Below are 22,373 nucleotides of genomic sequence, written 5' to 3'. Positions count from 1 at the left end.
GCGGCGGAGAGTGGTTCTAGGGGGTGGCCGCGGCGGCGATCTCGACCGCGCGGCGGGCGTTGCGGCCGATGGCCTCGTACCCGCCCTCGGCCAGCAGCGCCGTACCGGCGATCCAGGTGCCACCGCAGGCGGCCACGTGCGGCCGGCTCAGATAGTCGGGGAGGTTGTCCGGTGTCAGACCGCCCGTGGGCATGAACGCCATCCCGTCGTACGGAGCCGCCATGGCGTCCAGCAGCCGCAGTCCGCCCGACGCCTCGGCCGGGAAGTACTTCACCAGGGGCAGGCCCCTGGCCAGGGCCGCCTCGATGCCGGTGGGGTTGTTGATGCCGGGGACGACGGGGATCTCCCGCTCCAGGCAGTGGTCCACGACGTCCGGGCTGAAGCCGGGCGCCACCACGAACTGGGCTCCCGCGTCGATGGCGTGGTCCACGGTCGCGCGGTCCAGGACCGTTCCGGCGCCGACCAGCAGCTCGGGGTGGCGGGCCCGCAGCGTGGCGATCCCGTCCCGGGCGGCCGGGCTGCGGAAGGTGATCTCGGCGACCGGCAGCCCCGCCGCGAGCAGCGTCTCGCCGAGCGGGTCGGCGTGGCGTACGTGGGGCAGGGTGACGACCGGGACGACCCGGACGCGGCGCAGTTCGCCGAGGAGTTCGCTGGGGTTCATCGGTTCTCTTTCGCGGTGGTGTCGCCCGGGGTGAGGAGGTAGGCGTCGCCCACCCGCGGCACGGTCCAGGACAGTGGCGTGGCGTGGCGGGTGGCATGGCGCCGCAGTTCGTCGCGGGCGTCCTCGGGGTCGACGGTGTTGAAGTCGAACAGGCCGAAGTGGTGGCAGACCAGCTGCGGGATCCCGGCGGCCGCGCACAGCTCGGCCGCTTCCCGGACGGTGAAGTTGCCGGGGACGCCGTTGTCGGTGCGGTGGCGGTCGCGCCCGTTGACGGGCAGCAGCGCCACGTCGGCGCGGAGTGTGCGGAGCAGTTCGGCCTGTCCGTCGTAGGGGACGCAGTCGCCGGAGTGGTAGACGCGGACACCGCCGATGGTGAGCACGTATCCGAGGAAGCGGTGGTCGCCGTTCTCGTCCTGTTCGAGCCGTTCATGGGCGGCGGGGACCGGTTCGACGGTGATGCCGTCCGCCAGTTCCACGCGCTCCCCCGCGGTGGTGCCGGTCAGGCGGCTCGCGGGAACGCCACGCTCCAGGGCCCGTTCCCGCTCGGCGCGCGGGACGAGAAAGCGCGGGTCGTTGTGCGGGAGCAGGGCGCGGATGGTGCCCGGGTCCATGTGGTCGGTGTGTCCGTGGGTGCACAGCACCGCGTCGACCTCGCGGATGGCCTCCGGCGCCACCGGGACGGGGTGCATCCGGCGGTGCGGGAAGAGCGTGCCGCGGTACTTCTCGGCGAGGGTGTCCGAGAGGTACGGGTCGATCAGGATCAGCCGGCCTCGGTGGCGCAGGGCGAACCCGGCCTGGCCGAGCCACCACAGCGTCACCTCGTCGGGCCCGGCCTCCTCGGGGGCGGCGAAGGTGCCGGTGAGGGGTCCGCCGGACACACGGCGCACGGCGGTCCGGATGACGTTCATGCCTGCTCCCGATACGTAAGGGTGTGGTCGCTGTGTGCGGTCATGGAGTGCCCGCCGGGGATCTGCCGTCGAGCTCCGCCGGGTCCATCGCTCCGGTCATCAGCGCGACGGCGTCGGGCATCGAGATGTCGGAGGTGCGCACCAGGGCGACACGCCGGCCCAGCCGCTGGACATGGATGCGGTCGGCGACGTCGAAGACATGGGGCATGTCGTGGCTGATCAGGATGACCGGCACGCCCCGGGCGCGGATTTCGCGGATCAGATCGAGCACCCGCTGCGACTCCCGCACTCCGAGCGCCGCCGTCGGCTCGTCCATGATGATCACCCGGCTGCCGAAGCAGGCGGCGCGTGCGACGGCGACGCCCTGGCGCTGCCCGCCGGAGAGTGTCTCCACCGGCTGGGAGAAGTTCTGGATGGTCAGCAGCCCGAGGGAGGTGAGCAGTTCCCGGGTCTCCTCCCGCATCCCCTTCTTGTCCAGCAGGCGGAAGACGCTGCCGAGCGGGCCGGACCTGCGGCGCTCACGGCCCAGGAAGAGGTTGGCGGGGATGTCCCGGGAGGGAGCTACGGCCAGATTCTGGTAGACGGTCTCCAGTCCATGGTCCCGCGCGTCCAGTGGGTTGCGGAACCGCACCGGCTCCCCGAAGAGGCGGATCTCCCCGGCGTCGGGGACCTCCGCCCCGGAGAGGCACTTGATGAGCGTCGACTTGCCGGCGCCGTTGTCGCCGATGACGGCGAGCACCTCGCCGGCGCGCAGCTCGACATCGGCCCCGCCGAGGGCGGTGACGTGTCCGTAGCGCTTGACCAGGCCGCGCGCCTGGAGGGCGAGCACATCGGTGCTGGTGTTCTGGGGGTTCATGCCGCCACCTTCCGGATCCACTGGTCTGCGGCGACGGCCACGATCACCAGGACGCCGACGGTGAAGACCTGCCACAGGGCGTCCACTCCGGACAGGGCGAGCCCGCTGCTGAACACGCCCACGATGAGGGAGCCGAGGAGGGTGCCGAGGACGTGGCCACGGCCGCCGAAGAGGCTGGTGCCGCCGATGACGACGGCGGTGATGGACTGGAGGTTGAGGTTCTCGCCGGCCTGCGGGCTGACCGAGCCGATCCGTCCGATGAGGAACCACGCGGCGAGACCGCAGATCAGCCCGGCCACGACATACACGCTGAGCAGCACCCGGCCGGTGCGGATCCCGCTGAGGCGGGCTCCTTCGCGGTTGTCCCCCACCGCGTGCAGATGGGCGCCCCACGCGGTGCCCCGCAGCAGATAGGCCACGGCGGCGAAAGCGGCGATCATCAGCAGCGAGCTGTACGTCACATCGGTGCCCAGGACGTCGATGGAGCGGCCCGGCCAGCTCAGCAGGGGCGGCACGTCCTGAGCCCGGATCGTCTCACTCCGCGAGTAGAAGAGGGTGAGGGCGGAGAAGACGCTGAGGGTACCGAGCGTGGCGATGAACGGCGGAATGCGGAACCGGGTGACCAGCAGACCGTTGAGTCCGCCGCAGACACCGCCGATGACGACGCCGAGCATCAGGGCCAGTGGCACGGGAAGACCGTGGTCCACCGCCGCCTTGCCCATCACCACGGAGGCGAGCACGGTGATGGCGCCGACCGACAGATCGATGCCCGCGGTCAGCACGATCAGCGTCTGTGCGATGCCGACCATGCCGATGATCTGCACCTGCTGGACGATCAGCGAGATGTTGAGCGGATCGCTGAACCGGGATCCCACCCACACGCTGAAGAACAGCGAAGCGAGGAGGAGGACGATGAGCGGGCCGAGCAGCGGCTTGGTGTGCAGGGCCGCCTGTCCGCGGGCGAGCGGTCCGCGCTGCTCCGGCCGCGTGATGGGAGGGTCTGCGGCGTGTTGGGGGACGGTGTCGTGGGCCACGGTCAACTCCTGGAATCGGTGCGGAAGAGTGGGTGTGTCGGATGCCTGTTGGGGCTAGCCCCAGCAGTGGCGCAGGCCCCAGTCCGACTTCTTCGATTCCAGACCGGATACGGGGGTGTCCGTGATGAGGGAGACTCCGGTGTTGGTGAAGCCCTGTCCGGAGGAGGCGGAGGCCTTGTCGCCGTCCTTGGCGTGCGCGGCCGCGGCGGCGACGCCCTCGGCGGCCATCTTCACGGGGAACTGCATCGACGTCGCACCGATGGCGCCGGAGGCCACGTTCTTGACGCCGGGACAGCCGCCGTCGATGGACACGATGGTGATGTCCTTCTGCTTGCCGGCCGCCTTGATCGCCTGGTAAGCACCGGCGGCGGCGGGTTCGTTGATGGTGTAGACGAGGTTGATGGACCCGTTCTTCTGCAGCAGCTTCTCCATGGCGTCGCGCCCGCCCTCCTCGTTCGCGCCGGTCACCTCACGACCGACGATCCGGGAGTCGCGCTCGTCGCCGATCCGCCGCGGATCGCGGACATCGATTCCGAAGCCCTCCAGGAAGCCCTGGTTGCGCAGGATGTCCACCTTGACCTGCTCCGAGCTGAGGTCCAGCAGGGCGATCCGCGGCCGCTTGCCCGCCATCCGCCCCTTGGCCCACTTGCCGATCATCCGGCCGGCGAGCCGGTTGTCGGTGGCGAAGGTGGCGTCCACGGCGGACGCCGGCTCCGTCGGCGAGTCCAGGGCGATGACCATGACGCCGGCCTTCCGGGCCCGGTCGATGGCGGGGATGATCGCGCCGGAGTCGGCCGGGGTGATCAGAATGCCCTTCGCGCCCGCCGCCACCAGGTTCTCGATGGCCTTGACCTGGGAGTCGTTGTCGGCCTGACCCTTGCCGGCGAAGGTCCTCAAGTCCACGCCGAGTTCGCGGGCCTTCTTCTGAGCGCCTTCGCGCATCTTCACATAGAACGGATTGTCGTCGGTCTTGGTGACGAGCCCGACGATCGGCTTGTCGTCGCCCTGGCCGCTGATGCCGTTCCCGCATGAGGTGAGCAGCAGGGCGAGACCGATTCCCGCGGACGAGGCCGCGAGCGCTCTGTGGCGCAGCTTGACCCGATGTGCCATGAGATTGCCTTTTCTCGACGTACGGGGGGGTGGCTGAGGGGAGTTCGCCGCCCGCCGGGTGCCGGTTCGCGCTCCAGCGGGGGACTGTCGGCGCCGACGCGTTCCTCTGTCGGCTGCGCCCTGATCGGGCTGAGGTTCGCCCTGATCGGGCTGGGGAGGGCCGGTTCGACGTGTTCAGCGGCTCGATCCACAACGTCGCAGAGGTTTCGAGGTGTGTCAATGCATCTCGAAGAAATTTCTACGACACATGATCGACATGCTCCGAACCCTCGATTTCGGGGAAGTGACGAGGATGTAGAAATTTCTTCGAATGATCTTGACTGTGACAGAAATTACTGCGACGGTGGAGAGGTGAAGCCTTCCATGACGGGATGGCCACGAACCTTCCGGACCACAAGGAGCCCGGAAAGGAGCACGGAAATGACAGTGAACCCAGCAGGGGCGGTCGCCACCGTGTCCCCCTCACTCCCCAACGGCCCACAGCCGCGTCGACGGATGGGCTCACCCGATATCCACCCCACGCCACAGGAGCTGGTCCTGCGACTGGCCACCGACCCGGCCGCAGTGGGCCTGGCCCGCCGCGCCACCATCGGCGCGCTGCGCGGCTGGGGGGTGCCGGACACCACCGCCGACGACATCGTCCTCATGGTGGACGAGCTGGTGACCAATGCGATCGAGCACGCCACCGGCCCCGTGTGGCTGCGGCTGCGGCTGCGCCGCGGATGCTGCGTGATCTGCAAGGTCGGGGACGGCTGCCACGAGGCGCCCCGGCTGCGCCACAGCGACCCGGACGCCGAGAACGGCCGCGGGCTGTTCCTCGTCTCCGCGCTCGCCGATGCCTTCGGCGCCCGCATCACCACGACCGGAAAGGTCATCTGGTTCCGGCGCCGCGTGCGGGACGGCCGGGTCCCGGCACCCCGCACCACCTCCCCCACTGATTACTGACCAGTAGACCGCTTGTCCGCTGAGTGATATCTTTACCCGCGTGGCGCATGATGGTGGTCTGGCTCTCGTCCGTAAGTCCGTTGAGGTCCTCGATCTGCTCGCGGCGCGAGGAGAGGCGACGGCCGCCCAACTCGCGGAGGAGCTGGGCGAGCCCCGTAGCTCGGTCTACCGGCTGCTGTCGAGCCTCCAGGGCCTGGACATGGTGGAGGGTGGCAGCCGACGCGGCACCTTCCGCCTGGGGTTCCATCTGCTCAGCCTGGGCACCGCCGTGGTGGAGCGATTCGACGAGCGGCGCTTCGCCCAGCCGGTGATGGAGCGGCTCCACGACGAGACGGGCGAGACGGTGTATCTGTGCGTCCGGCGCGGCCGTGAGGCGGTGTGCATCGAGCGGCTGGACGGCCGACGGGTCCAGTCCCTCGCCCTGAAGCTCGGTGGTGCGCTGCCGCTGCACGCCGGGGCGGCCTCACGTGTCCTGCTGGCCTTCCAGGACCGCTCGGCCTGGTCGGACTACCTCGAGCAGGGGCCCTTGGAGCGGTTCACCCCGTCCACTCCGGCCACGGCGGACGCGCTGGTGCCGGTGCTGGAGGAGACCCTCGACACCGGGATCTCGGTCAGCGACCAGGACGTCACCATCGGCGTGGCCGCGCTCGGTGTGCCGATCCTGGACTACCGGGGGCAGGTGCGTGCCGCGCTGTCCATCAGCGGGGTCCGGGAGGCGATCCTCGGCGCGGAGGTGGCCGGTCTGCGTGAGCGCTTGGCCGAGGCCGGCCAGGAGGTTTCGCGGGCGCTGGGCTGGAAGGCGGTGGCCGGAGCCGTCGCCGACTTCGGCTGACCCGGCAAAGCCGTGTGCCCGCCCCGGCCTTTCCGCCGGGGCGGGCGGATCACGGAGCGATCGGCCGTTCCGGGGTCAACGGGCCCCGGCGAGCAGCAGATCGCGGGCCTCGGCCTCGACTCCGGCGGCGTCCAGCCGGTAGTGCCGGTACAGATGCGTGGGCGGGCCGATGAGGCTGTACTGGTCCCGGATCCCGTGGCGGTGCAGCCGGACCGGCACGCCGTGCTCGCTGATCAGCTCCGCCACCGCGCCGCCGAGACCGCCGAGCACATTGTGTTCCTCCACCGTCATCAGCAGCCGGGAGCCTCGCGCGGCCGTCAGCACCGCGTCCTCGTCCAGCGGTTTGACGGTGTGCATATCGAGCACCCCGACGCTGTACCCGTCCGCGGTGAGCGCCGCCGCGGCCTGAAGGGCGGGGTGGACCATGGAGCCGGTGGCGATGAGGGTGAGGTCGCTCCCGGTGCCGTGCTCGACGGCCTTTCCGATCTCCAGGGTGGTGCCGGCCGGATAGACGTCCGGGTCCCGGCCACGTCCGATGCGGAAGTAGACCGGGCCCGGATGATCCACCGAGGCGCGCAGCGCCGCGGCCAGGGCCGCGGTGTCGGCCGGTGCGATCACGGTGAGTCCCGCGATGCTCCGGGTGATGGCGAGGTCCTCGGTGGCGTGGTGGGAGGTCCCGTAGAAGCCCAGGGTGATGCCCGCGTGGTGGCCGATCAGCCGGACGGGCTGGCGGGTGTAGGCGACGTCGGTACGGATCTGTTCGCAGGCCAGCAACGCCATGAAGGACGCGAAGGTGGCGACGTAGGGCCGCAGGCCGGTGGTGGCCAGGCCCGCCGCGGTGGACACCATGTGCTGCTCGGAGATCCCGAACTGGAGGTACTTGTCCGGGTGGCGGTCCTGGAAGCGCACCAGTCCGTTGGAGTACTTCAGGTCGGCGGTGCCGACGACGACCGGATGGCCCTCGTCGGCGAGGTCGGCGAGGGTGCCGCCGAGGGCCTGAAGGCCCGGGGCCTGTTCCAGCAGGCTCAGCAGATGCCAGGATTCCGGCTGCAGACCGGGTGCGACGCTCACCGTGTCCCCCGCAGTTCGGCCAGGGCGTTGGCCTCGTCCCGCTCGGCCAGCCAGCCGAGATGCCATCCGAACTCGGACTCCATGTAGGAGATCCCCTTTCCCTTGACGGTGTTGGCGACGACCACGGCCGGGCGGTCGCGGCCGGTGTCCTCGGCGAGCGAGCGCAGCAGGGTCAGCAGGGCCGGGACGTCGTGTCCGTCGACCTCGTGCGCCTGCCATCCGAACGCCCGCCACTTGTCCAGCAGTGGCTCGATCCCGGTCACGCCGTCGATGCGGCCGTCGAGTGAGTGGTCGTTGCGGTCGACGATGGCCACCAGCCGTCCCAGCCGGTGGTGTGCGGCGCCCAGGGCCGCCTCCCAGACCTGCCCCTCGTGCAGCTCTCCGTCGCCGAGCAGGACGAAGGTGGTGTACGGGCGCCGCTGGAGGCGGCCGCCCAGGGCCATGCCGGTCCCGGCGGACAGGGCGTGGCCGAGCGAGCCGGAGCTGAAGTCGATCCCGGGGATCCGGGTCATGTCCGGGTGGTCGCCGAAGGCGTTCCCCAGACGGGTGTACTCGTCGAGTTCGGCCGCGTCGAAGAAGTCCCAGTCGGCCAGCAGCGGATACAGCGTGGCCGCCGCGTGGCCCTTGCCGAAGAGGAAACGGTCGCGGTCGGGCCAGTCCGGTTCACCGCGCCGCAGCCGCATCACCCCGTAGTAGAGGGTGGCCAGGATCTCCGCGCAGGAGAATCCGGACGCGTAGTGGCCGGTCTTGGCGATCGAGATCAGCCGCACGGTCTCCAGACGGGCGAACAGGGCCCGTTCCTCGATGTGCTTGATCAGTTCGCTGTCCGCCGGCTCGGCCGGCGTCTGTGCAGTCATTCGGTGTCTCTCCCAGTCGGTGAGCCCAGTCGGTGAGCCCGATCGGTGGCACGGCCGGGTCTGGTCCGCGTCACCATCGACATCGGAAGTTACCACTCACTGGACATGGCGTCCATGCCATGAGAATGTCTCGGTGGTCGCCGTCACACCACCACCGAGGTGGGCTTTCGCCCGAGCCAAGGAGATGCGATGCCCCTCCCCGACCACCCCGCGCCCATGACCGAGAAAAAGTCGCGGGCCCCGGCCATCCACCAGCGTCAGGTCCGGGTCACCGCGCCCCTGCGGGTCGCCCTCGTCGAGCGGGACCTCACCGGTCCCCCGCCACCGGGCGAGGTCCGTGTCCGGGTCCGCGAAGTCGGCGTGTGCGGCAGCGACCTGAAGATGTGGTCGGGCGAGCACGCCGTGCTCAAACCCCCGTTGGTCCTCGGGCACGAGGCGTGGGGGACCGTCGAAGAACACGCCGTGGCCGCCGATGCCACCGGCGCCGCACCGCTCGTCCCCGGCACCCCCGTGGTCATCGTTCCCCCGGCCGGCTGCGGCACCTGCCACAACTGTGCGCGAGGGCGTGAGCAGCTGTGTGCGCGGATGCGGTTCGTCGGTGGCCAGATCGACGGCGCCATGGCCCGGTTCCTGACCGTTCCGCCACGCCATCTGCTGCGGATCGACCCCCGGGTGCCCGAGGAGCTGCGGGTCCTGATCGAACCGCTGGCGGTGGCCGTGCACGCGGTCGGCCGGGCCCGCGTCGCCGCCGGTGATCAGGTCCTGGTGATCGGTGCGGGGCCCATCGGCGTCTTCTGCTCGCTCGTGCTCGCCGCCCAGGGCGTCGGCCGTGTGGTGGTGACCGACCGGGACCCGCTGCGGCTGGACCTCGCCCACCGGCTCGGAGTGCCGCACCACGTGCGCACGACGGCCGACCAGCCACTTCTCGCGGCCGGGGACCACATCCGTTCCGAGGGGGCGGACGTGGTGTTCGACTGCGTCGGTGCGCAGACCACCACCACGCAGGCGCTGACCGCGACCTGCCGTGGCGGCCGAACCGTCCTGGTGGGCATCAGCCCCGCCGAACTGACCGTCGGCGGAGTGGCGCTCCAGCGCGGTGAACGCGAGCTCATCGGCGTCCAGATGTACCAGCGCGAGGACTTCACCCACGCGATGGACCTGCTGGCCGAAGGACTCGTCCCGGCCATCGACGGTCTCAAGCGCTCCCGGCCGCTCGGCCGGGCCGGGGAGCTCCTCGACGAGCTGGCCCGGCGGCCGAGCCCGGCCCTGAAGGAAACCCTGCTCCCGGACTGAGACACACCGGGCCGCGGGACACCCGCTCCTCCACTCCTCTCCCCGCCCCGAAGGATCCGGCCATGAATCCTCCCTCCGCCGTCACACGGCCCTCCCGTCCCCCCGCCGGCACACCCAACATCCGCACCGTGGCCTGGGCGACCATGATCGGAACGGCCATCGAGTGGTACGACTTCTTCACCTATGGCATCGCCGCGGCCCTGGTCTTCAACACGCTCTTCTTCCCCGCCGACACCTCGCCCCTGGTGGGAACGCTCCTCGCGTTCAGCACCTACGCCGTGGGGTTCGCCGCCCGCCCCATCGGCGGCGTCGTCTTCGCACACTTCGGGGACAAGATCGGCCGCAAGTCCATGCTGGTGCTCTCGCTGCTGCTCATGGGCGGCAGCACCTTCTGTATCGGGCTGCTTCCCGGCTACTCCACCTGGGGTGTCGCCGCGCCCCTGCTCCTGGTGGCCCTGCGGGTCGTCCAGGGATTCGGGGTGGGCGGCGAATGGGGCGCGGCGGCCCTGATGGCGGTCGAGCACGCACCGCCCAACCGCCGTGGTTTCTACGGCAGCTGGCCGCAGATGGGGGTTCCCGCCGGAATGCTCATCGCCAACCTGGCCTTCTTCGCCCTGTCGGGCAACATGAGCGACCACGACTTCCAGGACTGGGGCTGGCGCGTTCCCTTCCTCGGCTCCGCGGTGCTCATCGTGCTCGGGCTCGTCATCCGGCTCCGGGTGAGCGAGTCCCCGGTGTTCCGCGCGATGGAGAAGGAGGGCCGGATCGAGCGACGGCCGGTGATCGCCGTGCTCCGTACCCAGCCCGGGAACGTCCTGCGCGCAGCGGGCATCAGGTTCGCCGAGAACAGCACCTTCTACATCCACACCACCTTCGTGCTCACCTACGGCACCACGGTGCTCACCCTGGAACGCGACGATCTGCTCATCGGGGTGGTCATCACGGCCGCCCTGGGGCTGATCAGTCTGCCCGTGTGGGGACGGCTGTCGGACCGGGTCGGACGCCGGCCTGTCGTGCTCTTCGGGTCCGTCCTGCTCGCCGCCCTGTCCTGGCCCTTCTTCTGGGCGCTCGACAGCGGGTCGCTGCCGATCATCTATCTCGTCACGATCCTGTGCGTCAACGTCGGCAACCACGCGGTGTACGCGCCGCAATCCGCCTACTTCGCCGAGCTGTTCGAGCCCGAGGTCCGCTACAGCGGCGCCTCGATCGGCTCACAGGCGGCCAGTGTCCTCGCCGGCGGCCTGTCCCCGCTGATCGCCACCGCCCTGCTGGAGGCGGGCGACGGCTACCACCTCATCGCCCTCTATATGACGGCGATGGCGCTGATCACCGTGTGCACGGCGCTGATCAGCCCCGACCCCTACCGCGAGTCCCTGAAGCGATCCGCACCGGGCGTCCCCGATGCCCGGCCCACCGAATCCACCACGGAGATGTCCCATGGCTGAGCCCACCGTCCTCATCACCGGCGCCGCACAGGGGATCGGGGCCGCCACGGCCCGGGTCCTCGCCGAACGCGGCTGGCGTGTCGTCGTCGCCGACCTCAAGAGCGACGCCGCCCAGGACCAGGTCACGGCCCTCGACGCGGCGTGCCCGGTGGCAGGGGGACACCTGGCCGTCGCCGTCGATGTCACCGACGAGGCCAGTGTCACCGCGATGTTCGATGACATCGCGACGCGGGCCGGTGGGCTCGACGCGCTGGTCAACGGCGCGGGTGTGATCTTCCGGCAGGCGGCCCAGGACTTCGACAGCCGGCAGTGGGCCCATCAGCTCGCGGTCCATCTCACCGGCGCGATGCACTGCGCGCGCGGGGCCTATCCGCTGCTGGCCCGCAGCCGCCGGGCCAGTGTGGTCAACATCGGTTCCGTCGGATCGACCTTCGGGCTCCCCGGCCGGCTCGGCTACGCCACCGCCAAGAGCGGAGTGCTGGGCCTCACCCGGACCCTGGCGGCCGAGTGGGGCCCGGCCGGCATCCGGGTCAACACCGTGGCACCGGGATACGTGGCCACCGAGATGGTGCGCAGTGGCCTGGAGTCCGGAGCACTCGACCAGGAGACGCTGCTGCGGCGCACCCCGATGCGACGGCTGGCCGAGCCCGCCGAGATCGCCACCTCCATCGCCTTCCTCCTCTCCTCCGACGCCTCCTTCGTGCACGGTGCCACCCTCCGCGTCGACGGGGGCATCACGATCGACGGCACCTTCTGACCGCCCGCGGCCGAGGACATCCCATGAACAGCCACCCTTCCGGCGGGCCCGGAGACATGAGCGGGCGCACCGCCGTGGTCAGCGGAGCGAGCAGCGGAATCGGTCTCGCGATCGTACGGCGCTTCCTCGAGGCGGGCGCGACCGTTCACGGACTGGCCCGGCGTGGCCATCTGGTCGAGGAACAGGCTCGGGACGCCGCGCCCGAGGCGGACCGTCTGCACCACCACGGCGTGGACGTCGGTGACTCCGAGGCGGTACGGGACTGGGCGCGGGGGATGCCCGGCCCGGTGGACACCCTGGTGTGCGCCGCCGGAACCAACATCCCCGAGCGGCGCCTGGCCCAGCTGACTCCCCGCGCCTGGGACTCCATGCTCGCCACCAATCTGAGCGGGACGTTCTACCTGCTGCACGCCCTGCTCCCGCGGCTCCGCGAGGCCCACGGCGACGTGGTCATCCTGTCGAGCGTGGCCGGGGCATGGCCCGATCACACCGGCCCGGCCTATCAGGCGGCCAAGGCCGGGCTCCTGGGCCTGGCACGGGGAGCCGGCCGGGACGAGTACGGCAACGGCATACGGGTGTGCACCATCCTGCCGGGCATCGTGAACACCCCGATCCTCGACGACCGGCCCGAACCCCCGCCGCGGGAACTGCGCGACCTGTTCGTCCAGCCACCGGACATCGCCGAGGCGTGCCTGGCGGCCATCACCCTCCCCCGGCGGGCCTGTGTCGCCGAAATGACCATCGTGGCCACCGCGTTGCAGTCCATGGGCAACACCCAGACGGCCACTCCGACGCCGCCACGAGCGGGGCCGGGGGAACACCGCCCGGCGGTGCGGCCCGGCACGGCCTCCGGCACGTCCTGAGCCGTCTGTCCAGGGCGCCCCTGCGGGACGCGGCCGACCTCGCCCGCCGAGGCCGGCCGCGTCCCGTGTGCCGTAGGGCCGCAACGCGCACGTCCGGAGTCAGGGGTGGATGACCGCCTTGACGCAGCCGCGGTCGTCCCGGACGGCGTCGAGGGCGGCGCCGTAGGCCTCCAGCCCGAACCGATGGGTGATCATGCCGTCGGTGCGCACCCGGCCCGTGCGCAGGACCCGCAGCGCGCGGTCGAAGCTGAACGCCTGGGTGAAGGATCCGCGGATGGTCAGCTCCCGGCTGAAGATCTCGTGCGGGGAGAGTTCGATGCGCTCTCGCTCCCCGGCCATGCCGTAGAGGAAGACGGTCCCGCCATCGCGGGTGAGCGGCAGGCACTGCTCGATCACGGCGAGGGCGCCGGTCGCGTCCACAACGGTGTCGAAGCCGTCGGGTGCCAGGGTGCGCAGTGCGACGCGGGAGGCCGAGGCGTCGTGGCGGTCCATGACCACCGTCTCGTCAACGCCGAAGTCCCGTGCCAGTTTCAGCTTGGCCTCGGTCGGCGCCGCGACGGTCACCCGCCCCGCGCCGCCGGCGGCCAGCAGCTGCGCGAGCAGCAGCCCGGTGGTGCCGGCGCCGAAGACGAGGACATCGCTACCGGGTTGCGGGGCGAGCACGTCCATGCCGTGCATGGCACACGCGACGGGCTCGGCGAAGGCCACGACGTCCAGAGGGATGTCATCGGCGGGGTGGCAGTGGGACGCGGGCACCACGATCATCTCGGCGAAGCCGCCCGGCCGTGTGACACCGTGGTCCCGCAGCCGGGTGCAGAAGGCGGGCTTGGCGCGGCGGCAGTTGGCACATGTACCGCATGAGACACGGTTGTTGAGGGCGACGCGCTGTCCGGCGGCGAGAGTCGTCACCCCCTCGCCCAACGACTCCACCTCGCCCACCACCTCGTGTCCGGGGGTGAGCGGATAACGGGGGGAGAACTCGCCGCGGTGGAGGTGGGCATCCGTGCCGCAGACCCCCGCGGACAGGACGCGCAGACGTACCTCACCCGGGCCCGGCTCGGGATCCGGCAGGTCGGTGTAGCGGAACGCATGCGGGCGGTCGTAGACGATGGCTTTCACGCCGTCTCCTCGGTTCTGGCGGTTTCGGTGCGTCGGTTGTGGCCGTTCCGGTGCGTCGGCGGGCTGGTCAGCCGACCTTCATCAGCACCTTCATCTGGTCCGGGCCACCGGCGGCCCGGAACGCCTCGTCCGCCCGCTCCAGGGGGAAGGTGGCGGTGACGAACTCGTCAGCCGCCGGTCCATCGTTCCCCGTTCCCCTGCGCCGCTCCCCTGCGCCGCCCGGTGTCGTCGATGTGCTCATCGGAGTGCGAACCCCCCGTCCATCAGCAGTTCCGTGCCCACGCAGTAGGCGGCCTCGTCACCGAGCAGCCAGGCGATGGCGGCGGCGATCTCCTCGGGTTCCGCGAACCGTCCGGCGACCGTGTCCTCCTTCCACCGCGCGTGCAGGTGCTGCTTGAGGTCGTTGAGCGCGGTGGCGACATAGCCGGGCGCGATGCTGTTGAGCCGTACGCCACGCGGGCCCCACTCGACGGCCAGGGAACGGGTCAGCGCGCTCACGGCGGCCTTGGAGGCGTTGTACGCGGACTGCTTCTGCGGGTGGTTGACGATATGGGTGCCGGACATCGAGGAGACCGTGACGATCCGGCCCCCTGTCCCGTCGAGCATCCGCCGGGCGGCCGCGGCGCAGCTGAGGAACGTCCCCCTCAGATTGACGCCGAGCACCCGGTCGAACTCGGCGGCGCTCATCCGCTCCGCGGGTACGTCGTCCTCGACCACCCCGGCGGCCGCGACGAGACCGTCGATCCGGCCGCCCTCGGTGACAACCGTGGCGATCGCGGCCGCCACACTGTCCTCGTCGGTGACATCGCAGAGGATGGATCGCCCGGCGGGCGATGCGGTGAGATCGAGGGCGTACACCTCGGCGCCCAGACCGGCCAGGTGCGCGCAGGTGGCCCGTCCGATGCCGCCGGCGGCTCCGGTGACCGCTATCCGGGCACCCTGATACCAGGACATGATGTCTCCTTGCGTGGACTCCGGCAGCGATAAGACGGCCTGTACGTACAGGATGTCAAGAGGACGGGCTGTTGTCTTCCTGCCTGGCGCTACGCTTGCGTCGTGGAACCCGGATGGATTGACCGCAGCGCCGCACTGCCCTTCTACGCGCAGCTCAAGGAGTTGCTGCTGCCTCAGCTCGGCAGCGTCTGGAAGGTGGGTGAGCGCCTGCCCGGTGAGGTGAGCCTGTGCGAGCAGTACGGCGTCTCCCGGACCGTTGTGCGTCAGGCCCTCGACGAGTTGGAGGGTGAGGGCCGCATCGTGCGGCGCAAGGGGCAGGGCACCTTCGTGGCCGCCCGCAAGGTCGACGAGTCGCTCTTCCAGTCGATGACGGGACTGCATGAGGATGTGGCCGCCCGCGGTTCCGTGCTGGTCAGCGCGGTGCGCCGGCTGGAGTTCGCCCCCGCGACGGCGGACGCCGCCCGCGAGCTCGAGGTCGAGGAGGGCTCGCCGCTGCTCCATCTGGAGCGACTGCGCTACGTCAACGACGAGCCGTGGGCGCTGACCAGCACCTGGCTGCCGCACCAGGTGGCCCCCGGGCTGCTCGACGAGGACCTGACACGGCAGTCGCTCTACGCCCTTCTGGAGGACAAGTACGGCGTCAGCCTGGACCATGGCAGGCGTCTGGTGGAGGCGGTGCCCGCCGCGCCCTCGGTGGCCGAGGCGCTCGGCGTGGACGCCCACGATCCGGTGCTGCTCCTGCGCAGCACCGCCTGGGACCAGGAGGGCAGGCCGGTGGAGTACTTCACGGCCTACCACCGCGCGGACCGCAGCCGCTTCCAGGTGCATGTGCGCAGGAGGCGCCGGTCCGGTGCGCCACCGTCGATGCTGGTGAGCGACAGCGCCGACTGACATACGCTCCCACCTGGGCGGCGGACCGATGTGACAACGGGTCCGCCGCCCTTTTCGCGACCCCGCGGCCCGGTCGTACCCCACGCCTATCGCCCTTGACATCCTGTACGTACAGGATGACAGTGACCTGCGCACCGTTCCAGGCCATGCCAGGACACCAGGAAGCTGGGGAGACATCCGTGATCATCGCCCATGACCTCGGCACCACTGGGAACAAGGCATCCCTGCACACCGACGACGGCCGACTGGTGGCGGCGGTGACCGTGCCCTACGACACCGACTTCCGCGCCGGCGGCATCGCGGAACAGGATCCCGACTCCTGGTGGCAGGCCGTCTGCCGGGCGGGCCGCGAACTGCTCGCCCACAGCGGGGCACCCCGGGAGCGGATCGGCGTCATCGGGTTCAGCGGCCAGATGATGGGGGCCGTGCTGCTCGACCGCGCGCACCGGCCCGTGCGGCCCGCGATGATCTGGGCCGACCACCGCAGCGCCGGGCAGGCGAGGACGCTGGCCGCCGGGCTCGGCGAGGAGCGCGCGTACCGGCTGCTGGGGCACCGGATCCACCCGACCTACTCGCTGTCCAAGGTCATGTGGGTGCGCGACAACGAACCGCGGACCTTCCGCCGGGTGGCCCATGTGTGCCTGGCCAAGGACTACATCGTCCAGCGTCTGACCGGCACGCTCGCCACCGATCCCTCCGACGCTTCCAGCACCAACGCCTTCGACCAGCGGGCGGGCGTCTGGTCACCAGCCGTGCTCGACGTGGCGGCCATCGACCCGGGCCTGCTGCCCGACATCGTGGAGTCCACCTCGGTCGTCGGCCGGGTCCGTGCGCACGTCGCGGAGGAGACCGGGGTGCCCGCCGGAGTCCCCGTCGTCATCGGCGCCGGAGACGGCCCCCTCGCCGCGCTCGGCGCCGGGGTGCTGACATCCGGCGACAGCGCCTACACCTACCTCGGCTCCTCCTCATGGATCTCGATGTCGGCCCGGCGGCCGCTGTACGACCCGGCCATGCGCACCATGACGTTCAACCACGTCCTGCCCGGACACTATGTGCCGACGGCCACCATGCAGGCGGGCGGCGCCTCACTCGAGTGGATCGCCCACCTGCTGCGCCCCGATGACGGTCCGGAGCGCATCGCCCGCACCCTCACGCGGATCGACGACGCCGACACCACGGGGCTCTACTTCCTGCCCCATCTGCTCGGCGAGCGCTCGCCGTACTGGAACGCCGACGCCCGTGGCGCCTTCGTCGGACTCTCCCGGCACCATGGCCCCGCCCATCTGGCGAAGGCCGTCCTGGAGGGAGTCGCCTTCAACCTGGCGACCTGTGTCACCGCCTTCCGCGAGGCCGGGCATCCGGTCGACCGCGTCGACGCCATCGGCGGTGGTGCGGCGAGCGACACCTGGCTGCGCATTCTCGCCGACGTCTGGGGGGCTCGCATGCGCCGCCGCAGCATCGTCGAGGAGGCCAACAGCCTCGGTGCCGCCGTTACCGCCGCCGTCGGCAGCGGTCTGGTCGACGGCTTCGAGGTGGCTCGCGAACTCTCAACGGTGGAAGCGGAGTTCACGCCCTCAGCGGACCGGCACCGCGACTACACCGCGCGCCATCGGGAGTTCCTGGACGCCTATCGCAGCCTGGAGCCCTGGTTCGCGCGGGAGCGTGCGTGACCGCGCCGGACACCGGGCCGCACTGACGCCCAGAAATTCTCACCTACTAGACAGCTAGTCCACGCCATGAGAATGTACCGTGGCCGCCTTCGTGATCGCTCGTCGCGGTGCCACGACGAACAGGAGCCCTATGCGCCCATCGGTGACGACCGTCCATGCCACTCCCGTCGCCGGCGGGTTCACCTTTCTCGAGGGGCCTCGATGGCGCGACGGCGAGCTGTTCGCCTCCGACTTCTACAGCGAGCGGGTACTCGCCTTCCGCCCGGACCGCTCGCCGACCACCCGTCATGAGGTGCGCACGGTGTGCGAGGTACCGGGTCGACCGTCCGGGCTCGGATTCGCGCCCGACGGCTCACTGCTCGTCGTCTCGATGCTGAAGCGCGCCCTCCTGCGGTGGGACGGCCGGGCCCTCACCACCGTGGCGCGCTTCGGCCACCTCATCGAGGGGGTCGCCAACGACATGCTCGTCACCGAGTCCGGCTGGGCCCTCATCGGCAACTTCGGCAATACGGACGCCGAACCCGACTCCCTGCGCGAGACCTCCCTGGTGCGGGTCTCCCCCGACGGCGTAGCCGATCATCAGGGCCACGGCCTCAACTTCCCCAACGGCATGGTGCTCACCGCGGGCCGCCGGCGGCTGCTCGTGGCGGAGACCTTCGCCGGACGCATCTCCTCGTGGCCGGTGACCTGGAGCGGAGACGGGCAACCCACACTCGGGGAGCCGCGGGCATGGAAGCAGTTCGGCAGCCCGCCCGGCTACCTCGACATCGAACGCGCCACCCGTGAGCTGCCCGTACTGCCCGACGGTCTGGCCATCGACGCACACGACCGGGTCTGGGTCGCCTCCTCGATCGGGCACGGCGCCCAGCTGCTCGCGCCGGACGGCACCCCCCTCGCCTTCGTCGACACCGGCGGCCTCAGCGCCTACGCGGTCGCCCTCGGCGGCGCCGACCAGTCCGTTCTCTACCTCTGCTGCTCGCCGCCACTCGGCGCCGTCGACCCCGCCGTCACCACCGACTCGGTGCTGTACGCCGCGGATGTCTCGGCACTGCGCCGACCCGCACCGCGCGCCTCCCGCGCCCAAGGAAAGGAGACATCATGACGACCACCACCGCGCCGACCGCCACGGTTCGTGCGCTGCGGTTCGCCGCGAAGGAGAGGGTCGCCGTCGTCGACGCCCCGCTCCCCGAGCCCGGACCGGGCGAGCTGATCCTCGATGTGAAGGCCGCCGGCCTGTGCGGAAGCGACCTGCACTACTTCCATATGACACACGAGGAGATGCGGCAGGCGACTCAGCCGCGCTCGCCCGAGATGACGCCCGGCCATGAGATCGCCGGAGTGGTCAAGGCGGTCGGGCCCGGCGTGAGCCACCCCGAGGTGGGCGACCGGGTCGCGGTACAGCACTACTCCGGCTGCGGCCAGTGCGAGAGCTGCCGGCGCGGCTGGGACGTGCACTGCGAGCGCGGCGCACGGGTGTACTCGCTCAACCGGCCCGGTGGCTGCCAGGACGAGCTGGTCGTCACGGCCAAGGACTGCGTGGTGCTGCCCGACGAGGTGAGCTTCCCCGTCGGCGCGTTCCTCGCCTGCGGTGCCACGACCGCCTACCAGGCGCTGCTCCGCTCGGAGGTGAGGCCGGGCGAGACCGTGGTCGTCATCGGCGTGGGCCCGGTCGGGCTCGCCGTGCTCGCCTGGGCCAAGGCATTCGGGCTGCGCGCCGTCGGCACCGACCCGAGCCCCGAGCGCCGCGCCTTCGCCGAGAGTCTCGGCTACTCCGGGATCCACGATTCCGCGGGCTTCGACATCGACGCCGTGGTGCCCGGGGGCGCGAGCGCCGTCATCGACACCTCCGGGAACGTCCACGGCCGCCGTACCGCCCTCGAGGTCGTGAAGACCTGGGGCACGGTGGTGTTCGTGGGGCTCGGCCCCGACTTCGCCGTCGACCCGGTACCGGATCTGATCATGCGCCAGGTGACCCTGCGCGGCATGTTCGTCTTCAGCGTGCCACTGATGATGGAGGCCGTGGCGGAGGCCGGCCGGCTCGGTGTCGACCTCGCTCCGATCATCACCAGCGTCTCCTCGATCGAGGAGGGTCCCGATGCTTTCGCGGACTTCGCCGCGGGCAGCGTCGGCAAGTCGGTCATCGGATGGGAGTGAGCATGGCGCGCGAAACAGCGGTCCGGCCCGTCGACGGCGGTGCGTGGACACTGGAGAACGACGCGGTCACGGTGCTGGTGAACCCGGCCCGGGGCACCGACATCCTCTCACTGGTCTGGAAGGCCACCGGTGAGGAGATCCTGTGGCGCAACCCGCGCTGGGTGGACCGGGTGCCGGCGTCCGACACGGCGGACGCCGGCGACGTGTCGTTCTTCGACAACTACGCGGGCGGCGTACAGGAGTTGTTTCCGAACGCGGGACCACCGACCACCGTGCACGGAGCTCCGCTGCCGTTCCACGGTGAGGCGGCTCGCCGCTCGTGGACGGCCGGGGCCGTGGAGACGGAGGACGGGACCGCGCTACGGTGCGTCACCCGGCTCGCCCGCTACCCGTTCCGTATGACGAAGACCTTCTCGCTCGACGGCTCCGTGCTGCGCTTCCGAAGTGAGGTGGAGAACCTTTCGACGCGGGACCTCCCCTCGAACTGGGGTCTGCATCCCGCCTTCAACACCGCGACCGTGGCCCGCGCGGCCACCGTGTACGGCCCCTTCGGGGAACTCACCGCACATCCGGAGGATTTCGGCGCCCGGCAGTGGATGGCACCGGGGGAGACGCGACGGGTGCCCGCCGTGGCCCCGGGCGTGGGAGCCCTCGAGCTCGCGCCGGGCGATGGCCCGACGGCCGACCTCGGTTACGCCACCGTCACCGGCGGGTGGTTCGGGCTGCGCTCACCCGGCTGCGGCCTGGTGGCGACGATGAGCTGGCAGCCAGAACTGTTCCCCGAGATATGGGTGTGGCAGGAGTGCCACGCACCCGGCGACTACCCCTGGTGGGGTACCGAACACATCGTGGCGGTCGAACCGCATACCACCTCGCCGTTCATGCCGCTCGGCGAGAGGCTGGAGCGCCCGGGCGTGCCCGTGATCGCCGGCGGATCGACGCTGAGCGCTCAGTTCACGCTCGGCGTGCACGAGATCGGCGAGGACGAGGTGCCGGTCGATATCGACGAACGGGGCGTGCCGGTGCTGATCACCGTGCCGGACGAGGGAGAGGGCGTCGCATGAGCCGATTCACCGATCGCGTCGCGATCGTCACGGGAGCGGGGGCGGGCATCGGCCGGGCCGCGGCCGAGCGCATCGCGAGCGAGGGCGGCTCCGTCGCCGTGTTCGACATCTCGGCCGAGCGCGCCGAGGAAGCCGCGCGCACGATCGCCGACGCCGGTGGCTGCGCCACGCCCTTCGCGGTGGACGTCTCCGACGGTGACCAGGTGCGGACCGCCGTGGACGACGTGGTGGCCACGCTCGGCGTCCCGTTCTCGCTCGTGAACAGCGCGGGCATCCTGCGCATCTCCCCCGCCCTGGAGACGAGCGTGGCGGACTTCGACACGGTGCTCGGTGTCAATCTGCGGGGCACGTTCCTCATGGCCACCGCGGTCGCGCGGCATATGGTGGCGGCGAAGCGGCCGGGCCGTATCGTCAACGTCTCGTCGATCCACTCGGTGATCTCGCTGCGCGAGGCGGCCGCCTACGCCGCCTCCAAGGGCGGGATCGACGCGCTCACCTTCACCCTCGCGGGCGAGTGGGCCGAGTACGGCATCACGGTCAACGCGGTGCGTCCCGGGGCGACCTGGTCCGCGCTGACCACGCCGCTCTACACGGACGACGTCGTGGCCTCGCTGAACCGCCGTATCCCGCTCGGCGCGGTCGCCCGCGCGGAGCAGGTGGCCGCGGCGATCGCCTATCTGGCCTCCGAGGACGCCTCGTACTCCACCGGAGCGACGCTCTCGGTCGACGGTGGCTACACCATCAACGGCGACATGCCGGACACGGCTTACCAACGCGATTGACCGTTCACATGCGGCAGGGGCCGGAATCGGAAGATTCCGGCCCCTGCCGCATGTGCGGGGCCCGGCGACGGCCCGCCCGGGATCAGAACACGGAGTGCGGGTCGAGGAAGTCGTCCACGTTCTCGCAGTCGATGCCCGCGGCCTTCGTGTACCGCTGCTTCTTGATGTCCTTCGGCGCCACGTCACCGGTGCCGATCCGCAGCGCGATGTCAAAGGCCAGGTCGGCGGCGAGCTTCGGCGAATTCAGACCGGTGGAGATGTACCGGCCCTCGCACCCACCCGACTTGATCTCCTGGAGCGCCCGCTTCTGGCCGTCCGCCGCCGCGGCCACCAGCGTCCTCTTGTTGCCCTTGTCGCGCAGTGTGCTGAGGGCCCCCAGCGTCATCGAGTCGTTGAGGCCGACGATCAGGTCGACGTTCCGGTGCGCCGCGAGGATCGACTCGGTGGCCGGTACCGCGGCGTCCTGTGAGTAGTTCGCGGACGTTTTGGCAACGATGTGATAGCTGACGCCACCGGCGCGCAGGCCGTCGAGAAAACCCCGCTGGCGGTCGGGGCCGACGATCTCGTCGTCCGGGCCACCGTTGAGGATGGCCAGGCTGATCGTCGAGCCGTGATGGAACCGCTTGGCCGCGAGCCGGCCGGAGAGCTTGCCGATCGCGTAGTTGTCGGAGGAGACGGAGGTGACGCCGACCCCGTCGATGCCCGTGTCGACGAAGACGAGGGGCACCTCCCCCGCCACGTCCTTGAGCTGTACCTTCTGCGTCTTCGGGCTCATCACGTCGACCACGAGCACATCGATCCCCTGCGCCACCAGGGTCTGGGCCTGGTTGAGCTGGGTGACGGCGTCACCGTCGGCGTTCTGTACCTCCAGGTGGAAACCCCGCTTCCTGGCCTGCTTCCTGGCCGCGTCGACCATGGCCGCGAAGTAGGGCGCGTCCAGCTGCCGCTGGGAGAATCCGATGGTGACGTCGGTGGGGTCCTTGGCCTCCTTGGGGCCGCTGGAGGACGCCTTGCCACCGATGGTCGAACAGCCGGCCAGGCCGATCACCACCGCCGACAGTGCGGCGAGCGAGCCCCGTCGCATGGTTGTCATGCAGGTCTCCGTGT

At 70.7% G+C, this 22,373-nt stretch carries 23 protein-coding genes; 12 read left to right on the top strand and 11 right to left on the bottom strand.

Annotated elements, in window-relative coordinates; genetic code table 11:
- Positions 1 to 16: 16 nt before the first annotated feature.
- Genes eda through BLV72_RS39740 form a run of 5 tightly spaced genes read right to left on the bottom strand, consistent with a single transcriptional unit; the run spans position 17 to position 4,569 of the window.
- Complete coding sequence (gene eda, locus BLV72_RS39760; protein WP_093468528.1) at positions 17 to 661, bottom strand: bifunctional 4-hydroxy-2-oxoglutarate aldolase/2-dehydro-3-deoxy-phosphogluconate aldolase; 645 nt, start codon at positions 659 to 661, stop codon at positions 17 to 19.
- Positions 658 to 1,569, bottom strand: coding sequence for an MBL fold metallo-hydrolase (locus BLV72_RS39755; protein WP_093468527.1), 912 nt, complete (start codon positions 1,567 to 1,569; stop codon positions 658 to 660). Before BLV72_RS39755 ends, eda begins: the two co-directional genes overlap by 4 nt.
- A 40-nt stretch (positions 1,570 to 1,609) precedes the next feature.
- Positions 1,610 to 2,425 carry an ATP-binding cassette domain-containing protein gene (locus BLV72_RS39750; protein WP_093468525.1) on the bottom strand — a complete coding sequence of 272 codons (816 nt, stop codon included), beginning with the start codon at positions 2,423 to 2,425 and terminating at the stop codon, positions 1,610 to 1,612.
- On the bottom strand, positions 2,422 to 3,459 hold the full coding sequence (locus BLV72_RS39745; protein ID WP_208905887.1) for an ABC transporter permease: 1,038 nt from the start codon (positions 3,457 to 3,459) through the stop codon (positions 2,422 to 2,424). The genes BLV72_RS39750 and BLV72_RS39745 overlap by 4 nt, the downstream gene beginning before the upstream one ends.
- 54 nt (positions 3,460 to 3,513) lie before the next feature.
- Complete coding sequence (locus BLV72_RS39740; protein WP_093468522.1) at positions 3,514 to 4,569, bottom strand: substrate-binding domain-containing protein; 1,056 nt, start codon at positions 4,567 to 4,569, stop codon at positions 3,514 to 3,516.
- A gap of 420 nt (positions 4,570 to 4,989) precedes the next feature.
- On the opposite strand from BLV72_RS39740, the gene BLV72_RS50635 reads away from it, so the two are divergent.
- Together BLV72_RS50635 and BLV72_RS39730 are read left to right on the top strand one after the other, a co-directional pair.
- Positions 4,990 to 5,514, top strand: coding sequence for an ATP-binding protein (locus BLV72_RS50635; RefSeq protein WP_244321240.1), 525 nt, complete (start codon positions 4,990 to 4,992; stop codon positions 5,512 to 5,514).
- A 40-nt stretch (positions 5,515 to 5,554) separates the two neighbouring features.
- Complete coding sequence (locus tag BLV72_RS39730; protein ID WP_093468521.1) at positions 5,555 to 6,346, top strand: IclR family transcriptional regulator; 792 nt, start codon at positions 5,555 to 5,557, stop codon at positions 6,344 to 6,346.
- Between the two features lie 75 nt (positions 6,347 to 6,421).
- On the opposite strand, the gene BLV72_RS39725 is transcribed toward BLV72_RS39730, so the two are convergent.
- Positions 6,422 to 7,417 carry a transketolase family protein gene (locus tag BLV72_RS39725; RefSeq protein WP_093468519.1) on the bottom strand — a complete coding sequence of 332 codons (996 nt, stop codon included), beginning with the start codon at positions 7,415 to 7,417 and terminating at the stop codon, positions 6,422 to 6,424.
- A complete protein-coding gene (locus BLV72_RS39720; RefSeq protein WP_093468518.1) occupies positions 7,414 to 8,274 on the bottom strand; it encodes a transketolase in 861 nt (286 codons plus the stop codon). The genes BLV72_RS39725 and BLV72_RS39720 overlap by 4 nt, the downstream gene beginning before the upstream one ends.
- Positions 8,275 to 8,463: 189 nt before the next feature.
- On the opposite strand from BLV72_RS39720, the gene BLV72_RS39715 reads away from it, so the two are divergent.
- From BLV72_RS39715 to BLV72_RS39700, 4 genes are all read left to right on the top strand, one after another.
- Positions 8,464 to 9,567, top strand: a complete 1,104-nt coding sequence (locus BLV72_RS39715; RefSeq protein ID WP_093468516.1) for a zinc-dependent alcohol dehydrogenase — start codon at positions 8,464 to 8,466, stop codon at positions 9,565 to 9,567.
- Positions 9,568 to 9,629: 62 nt separating this feature from the next.
- The gene (locus tag BLV72_RS39710; RefSeq protein ID WP_093468515.1) at positions 9,630 to 11,012 is read left to right on the top strand and encodes an MFS transporter; all 1,383 of its coding nucleotides are present in this window, start codon (positions 9,630 to 9,632) and stop codon (positions 11,010 to 11,012) included.
- A complete protein-coding gene (locus BLV72_RS39705; protein ID WP_093468513.1) occupies positions 11,005 to 11,769 on the top strand; it encodes an SDR family NAD(P)-dependent oxidoreductase in 765 nt (254 codons plus the stop codon). Before BLV72_RS39710 ends, BLV72_RS39705 begins: the two co-directional genes overlap by 8 nt.
- 23 nt (positions 11,770 to 11,792) lie before the next feature.
- Positions 11,793 to 12,632, top strand: coding sequence for an SDR family oxidoreductase (locus BLV72_RS39700; RefSeq protein ID WP_093468511.1), 840 nt, complete (start codon positions 11,793 to 11,795; stop codon positions 12,630 to 12,632).
- A 99-nt stretch (positions 12,633 to 12,731) separates the two neighbouring features.
- Here the strand turns inward: BLV72_RS39700 and BLV72_RS39695 are convergent, their stop codons facing one another.
- The 3 genes from BLV72_RS39695 to BLV72_RS39690 form a co-directional block, all read right to left on the bottom strand.
- Positions 12,732 to 13,751 carry a zinc-dependent alcohol dehydrogenase family protein gene (locus BLV72_RS39695; RefSeq protein ID WP_093468509.1) on the bottom strand — a complete coding sequence of 340 codons (1,020 nt, stop codon included), beginning with the start codon at positions 13,749 to 13,751 and terminating at the stop codon, positions 12,732 to 12,734.
- Between the two features lie 67 nt (positions 13,752 to 13,818).
- On the bottom strand, positions 13,819 to 13,992 hold the full coding sequence (locus BLV72_RS48430) for a hypothetical protein (protein WP_167746497.1): 174 nt from the start codon (positions 13,990 to 13,992) through the stop codon (positions 13,819 to 13,821).
- Entirely contained in the window at positions 13,989 to 14,705 is a 717-nt protein-coding gene (locus BLV72_RS39690; protein WP_093468507.1) for an SDR family NAD(P)-dependent oxidoreductase, read from the bottom strand. The genes BLV72_RS48430 and BLV72_RS39690 overlap by 4 nt, the downstream gene beginning before the upstream one ends.
- Before the next feature lie 102 nt (positions 14,706 to 14,807).
- On the opposite strand from BLV72_RS39690, the gene BLV72_RS39685 reads away from it, so the two are divergent.
- From BLV72_RS39685 to BLV72_RS39665, 6 genes are all read left to right on the top strand, one after another.
- The gene (locus BLV72_RS39685) at positions 14,808 to 15,596 is read left to right on the top strand and encodes a GntR family transcriptional regulator (RefSeq protein WP_244321239.1); all 789 of its coding nucleotides are present in this window, start codon (positions 14,808 to 14,810) and stop codon (positions 15,594 to 15,596) included.
- Positions 15,597 to 15,775: 179 nt separating this feature from the next.
- Positions 15,776 to 17,266: a xylulokinase gene (gene xylB, locus BLV72_RS39680; protein ID WP_093468505.1), complete on the top strand. Its 1,491-nt coding sequence runs from the start codon at positions 15,776 to 15,778 to the stop codon at positions 17,264 to 17,266.
- Positions 17,267 to 17,408: 142 nt separating this feature from the next.
- Positions 17,409 to 18,368, top strand: a complete 960-nt coding sequence (locus BLV72_RS39675) for an SMP-30/gluconolactonase/LRE family protein (protein ID WP_167746496.1) — start codon at positions 17,409 to 17,411, stop codon at positions 18,366 to 18,368.
- Positions 18,365 to 19,420, top strand: a complete 1,056-nt coding sequence (locus BLV72_RS39670; RefSeq protein ID WP_093468502.1) for an alcohol dehydrogenase catalytic domain-containing protein — start codon at positions 18,365 to 18,367, stop codon at positions 19,418 to 19,420. The genes BLV72_RS39675 and BLV72_RS39670 overlap by 4 nt, the downstream gene beginning before the upstream one ends.
- A 2-nt stretch (positions 19,421 to 19,422) precedes the next feature.
- The gene (locus BLV72_RS46970; RefSeq protein ID WP_167746495.1) at positions 19,423 to 20,484 is read left to right on the top strand and encodes an aldose epimerase family protein; all 1,062 of its coding nucleotides are present in this window, start codon (positions 19,423 to 19,425) and stop codon (positions 20,482 to 20,484) included.
- Positions 20,481 to 21,266 (top strand): SDR family NAD(P)-dependent oxidoreductase, encoded by a 786-nt coding sequence (locus BLV72_RS39665; RefSeq protein WP_167746494.1) that lies wholly within the window; start codon positions 20,481 to 20,483, stop codon positions 21,264 to 21,266. The genes BLV72_RS46970 and BLV72_RS39665 overlap by 4 nt, the downstream gene beginning before the upstream one ends.
- An 82-nt stretch (positions 21,267 to 21,348) precedes the next feature.
- Here the strand turns inward: BLV72_RS39665 and BLV72_RS39660 are convergent, their stop codons facing one another.
- Positions 21,349 to 22,359 carry a sugar ABC transporter substrate-binding protein gene (locus BLV72_RS39660; protein ID WP_167746493.1) on the bottom strand — a complete coding sequence of 337 codons (1,011 nt, stop codon included), beginning with the start codon at positions 22,357 to 22,359 and terminating at the stop codon, positions 21,349 to 21,351.
- Between the last annotated feature and the right edge of the window lie 14 nt (positions 22,360 to 22,373).

Source organism: Streptomyces melanosporofaciens (assembly GCF_900105695.1).
Lineage (GTDB): Bacteria > Actinomycetota > Actinomycetes > Streptomycetales > Streptomycetaceae > Streptomyces > Streptomyces antimycoticus.
Note: the sequence above shows the minus strand (reverse complement) of the source record. Positions and strands in the feature narration are given on the sequence as shown.

Bases quoted from the DNA above. Each gene is read 5' to 3' on its own strand.
- eda (WP_093468528.1), bottom strand. From the start codon at position 661: ATGAACCCCAGCGAACTCCTCGGCGAACTGCGCCGCGTCCGGGTCGTC.
- BLV72_RS39755 (WP_093468527.1), bottom strand. From the start codon at position 1,569: ATGAACGTCATCCGGACCGCCGTGCGCCGTGTGTCCGGCGGACCCCTC.
- BLV72_RS39750 (WP_093468525.1), bottom strand. From the start codon at position 2,425: ATGAACCCCCAGAACACCAGCACCGATGTGCTCGCCCTCCAGGCGCGC.
- BLV72_RS39740 (WP_093468522.1), bottom strand. From the start codon at position 4,569: ATGGCACATCGGGTCAAGCTGCGCCACAGAGCGCTCGCGGCCTCGTCC.
- BLV72_RS50635 (WP_244321240.1), top strand. From the start codon at position 4,990: ATGACAGTGAACCCAGCAGGGGCGGTCGCCACCGTGTCCCCCTCACTC.
- BLV72_RS39720 (WP_093468518.1), bottom strand. From the start codon at position 8,274: ATGACTGCACAGACGCCGGCCGAGCCGGCGGACAGCGAACTGATCAAG.
- BLV72_RS39715 (WP_093468516.1), top strand. From the start codon at position 8,464: ATGCCCCTCCCCGACCACCCCGCGCCCATGACCGAGAAAAAGTCGCGG.
- BLV72_RS39710 (WP_093468515.1), top strand. From the start codon at position 9,630: ATGAATCCTCCCTCCGCCGTCACACGGCCCTCCCGTCCCCCCGCCGGC.
- BLV72_RS39705 (WP_093468513.1), top strand. From the start codon at position 11,005: ATGGCTGAGCCCACCGTCCTCATCACCGGCGCCGCACAGGGGATCGGG.
- BLV72_RS39700 (WP_093468511.1), top strand. From the start codon at position 11,793: ATGAACAGCCACCCTTCCGGCGGGCCCGGAGACATGAGCGGGCGCACC.
- BLV72_RS48430 (WP_167746497.1), bottom strand. From the start codon at position 13,992: ATGAGCACATCGACGACACCGGGCGGCGCAGGGGAGCGGCGCAGGGGA.
- BLV72_RS39690 (WP_093468507.1), bottom strand. From the start codon at position 14,705: ATGTCCTGGTATCAGGGTGCCCGGATAGCGGTCACCGGAGCCGCCGGC.
- BLV72_RS39670 (WP_093468502.1), top strand. From the start codon at position 18,365: ATGACGACCACCACCGCGCCGACCGCCACGGTTCGTGCGCTGCGGTTC.
- BLV72_RS46970 (WP_167746495.1), top strand. From the start codon at position 19,423: ATGGCGCGCGAAACAGCGGTCCGGCCCGTCGACGGCGGTGCGTGGACA.
- BLV72_RS39665 (WP_167746494.1), top strand. From the start codon at position 20,481: ATGAGCCGATTCACCGATCGCGTCGCGATCGTCACGGGAGCGGGGGCG.
- BLV72_RS39660 (WP_167746493.1), bottom strand. From the start codon at position 22,359: ATGACAACCATGCGACGGGGCTCGCTCGCCGCACTGTCGGCGGTGGTG.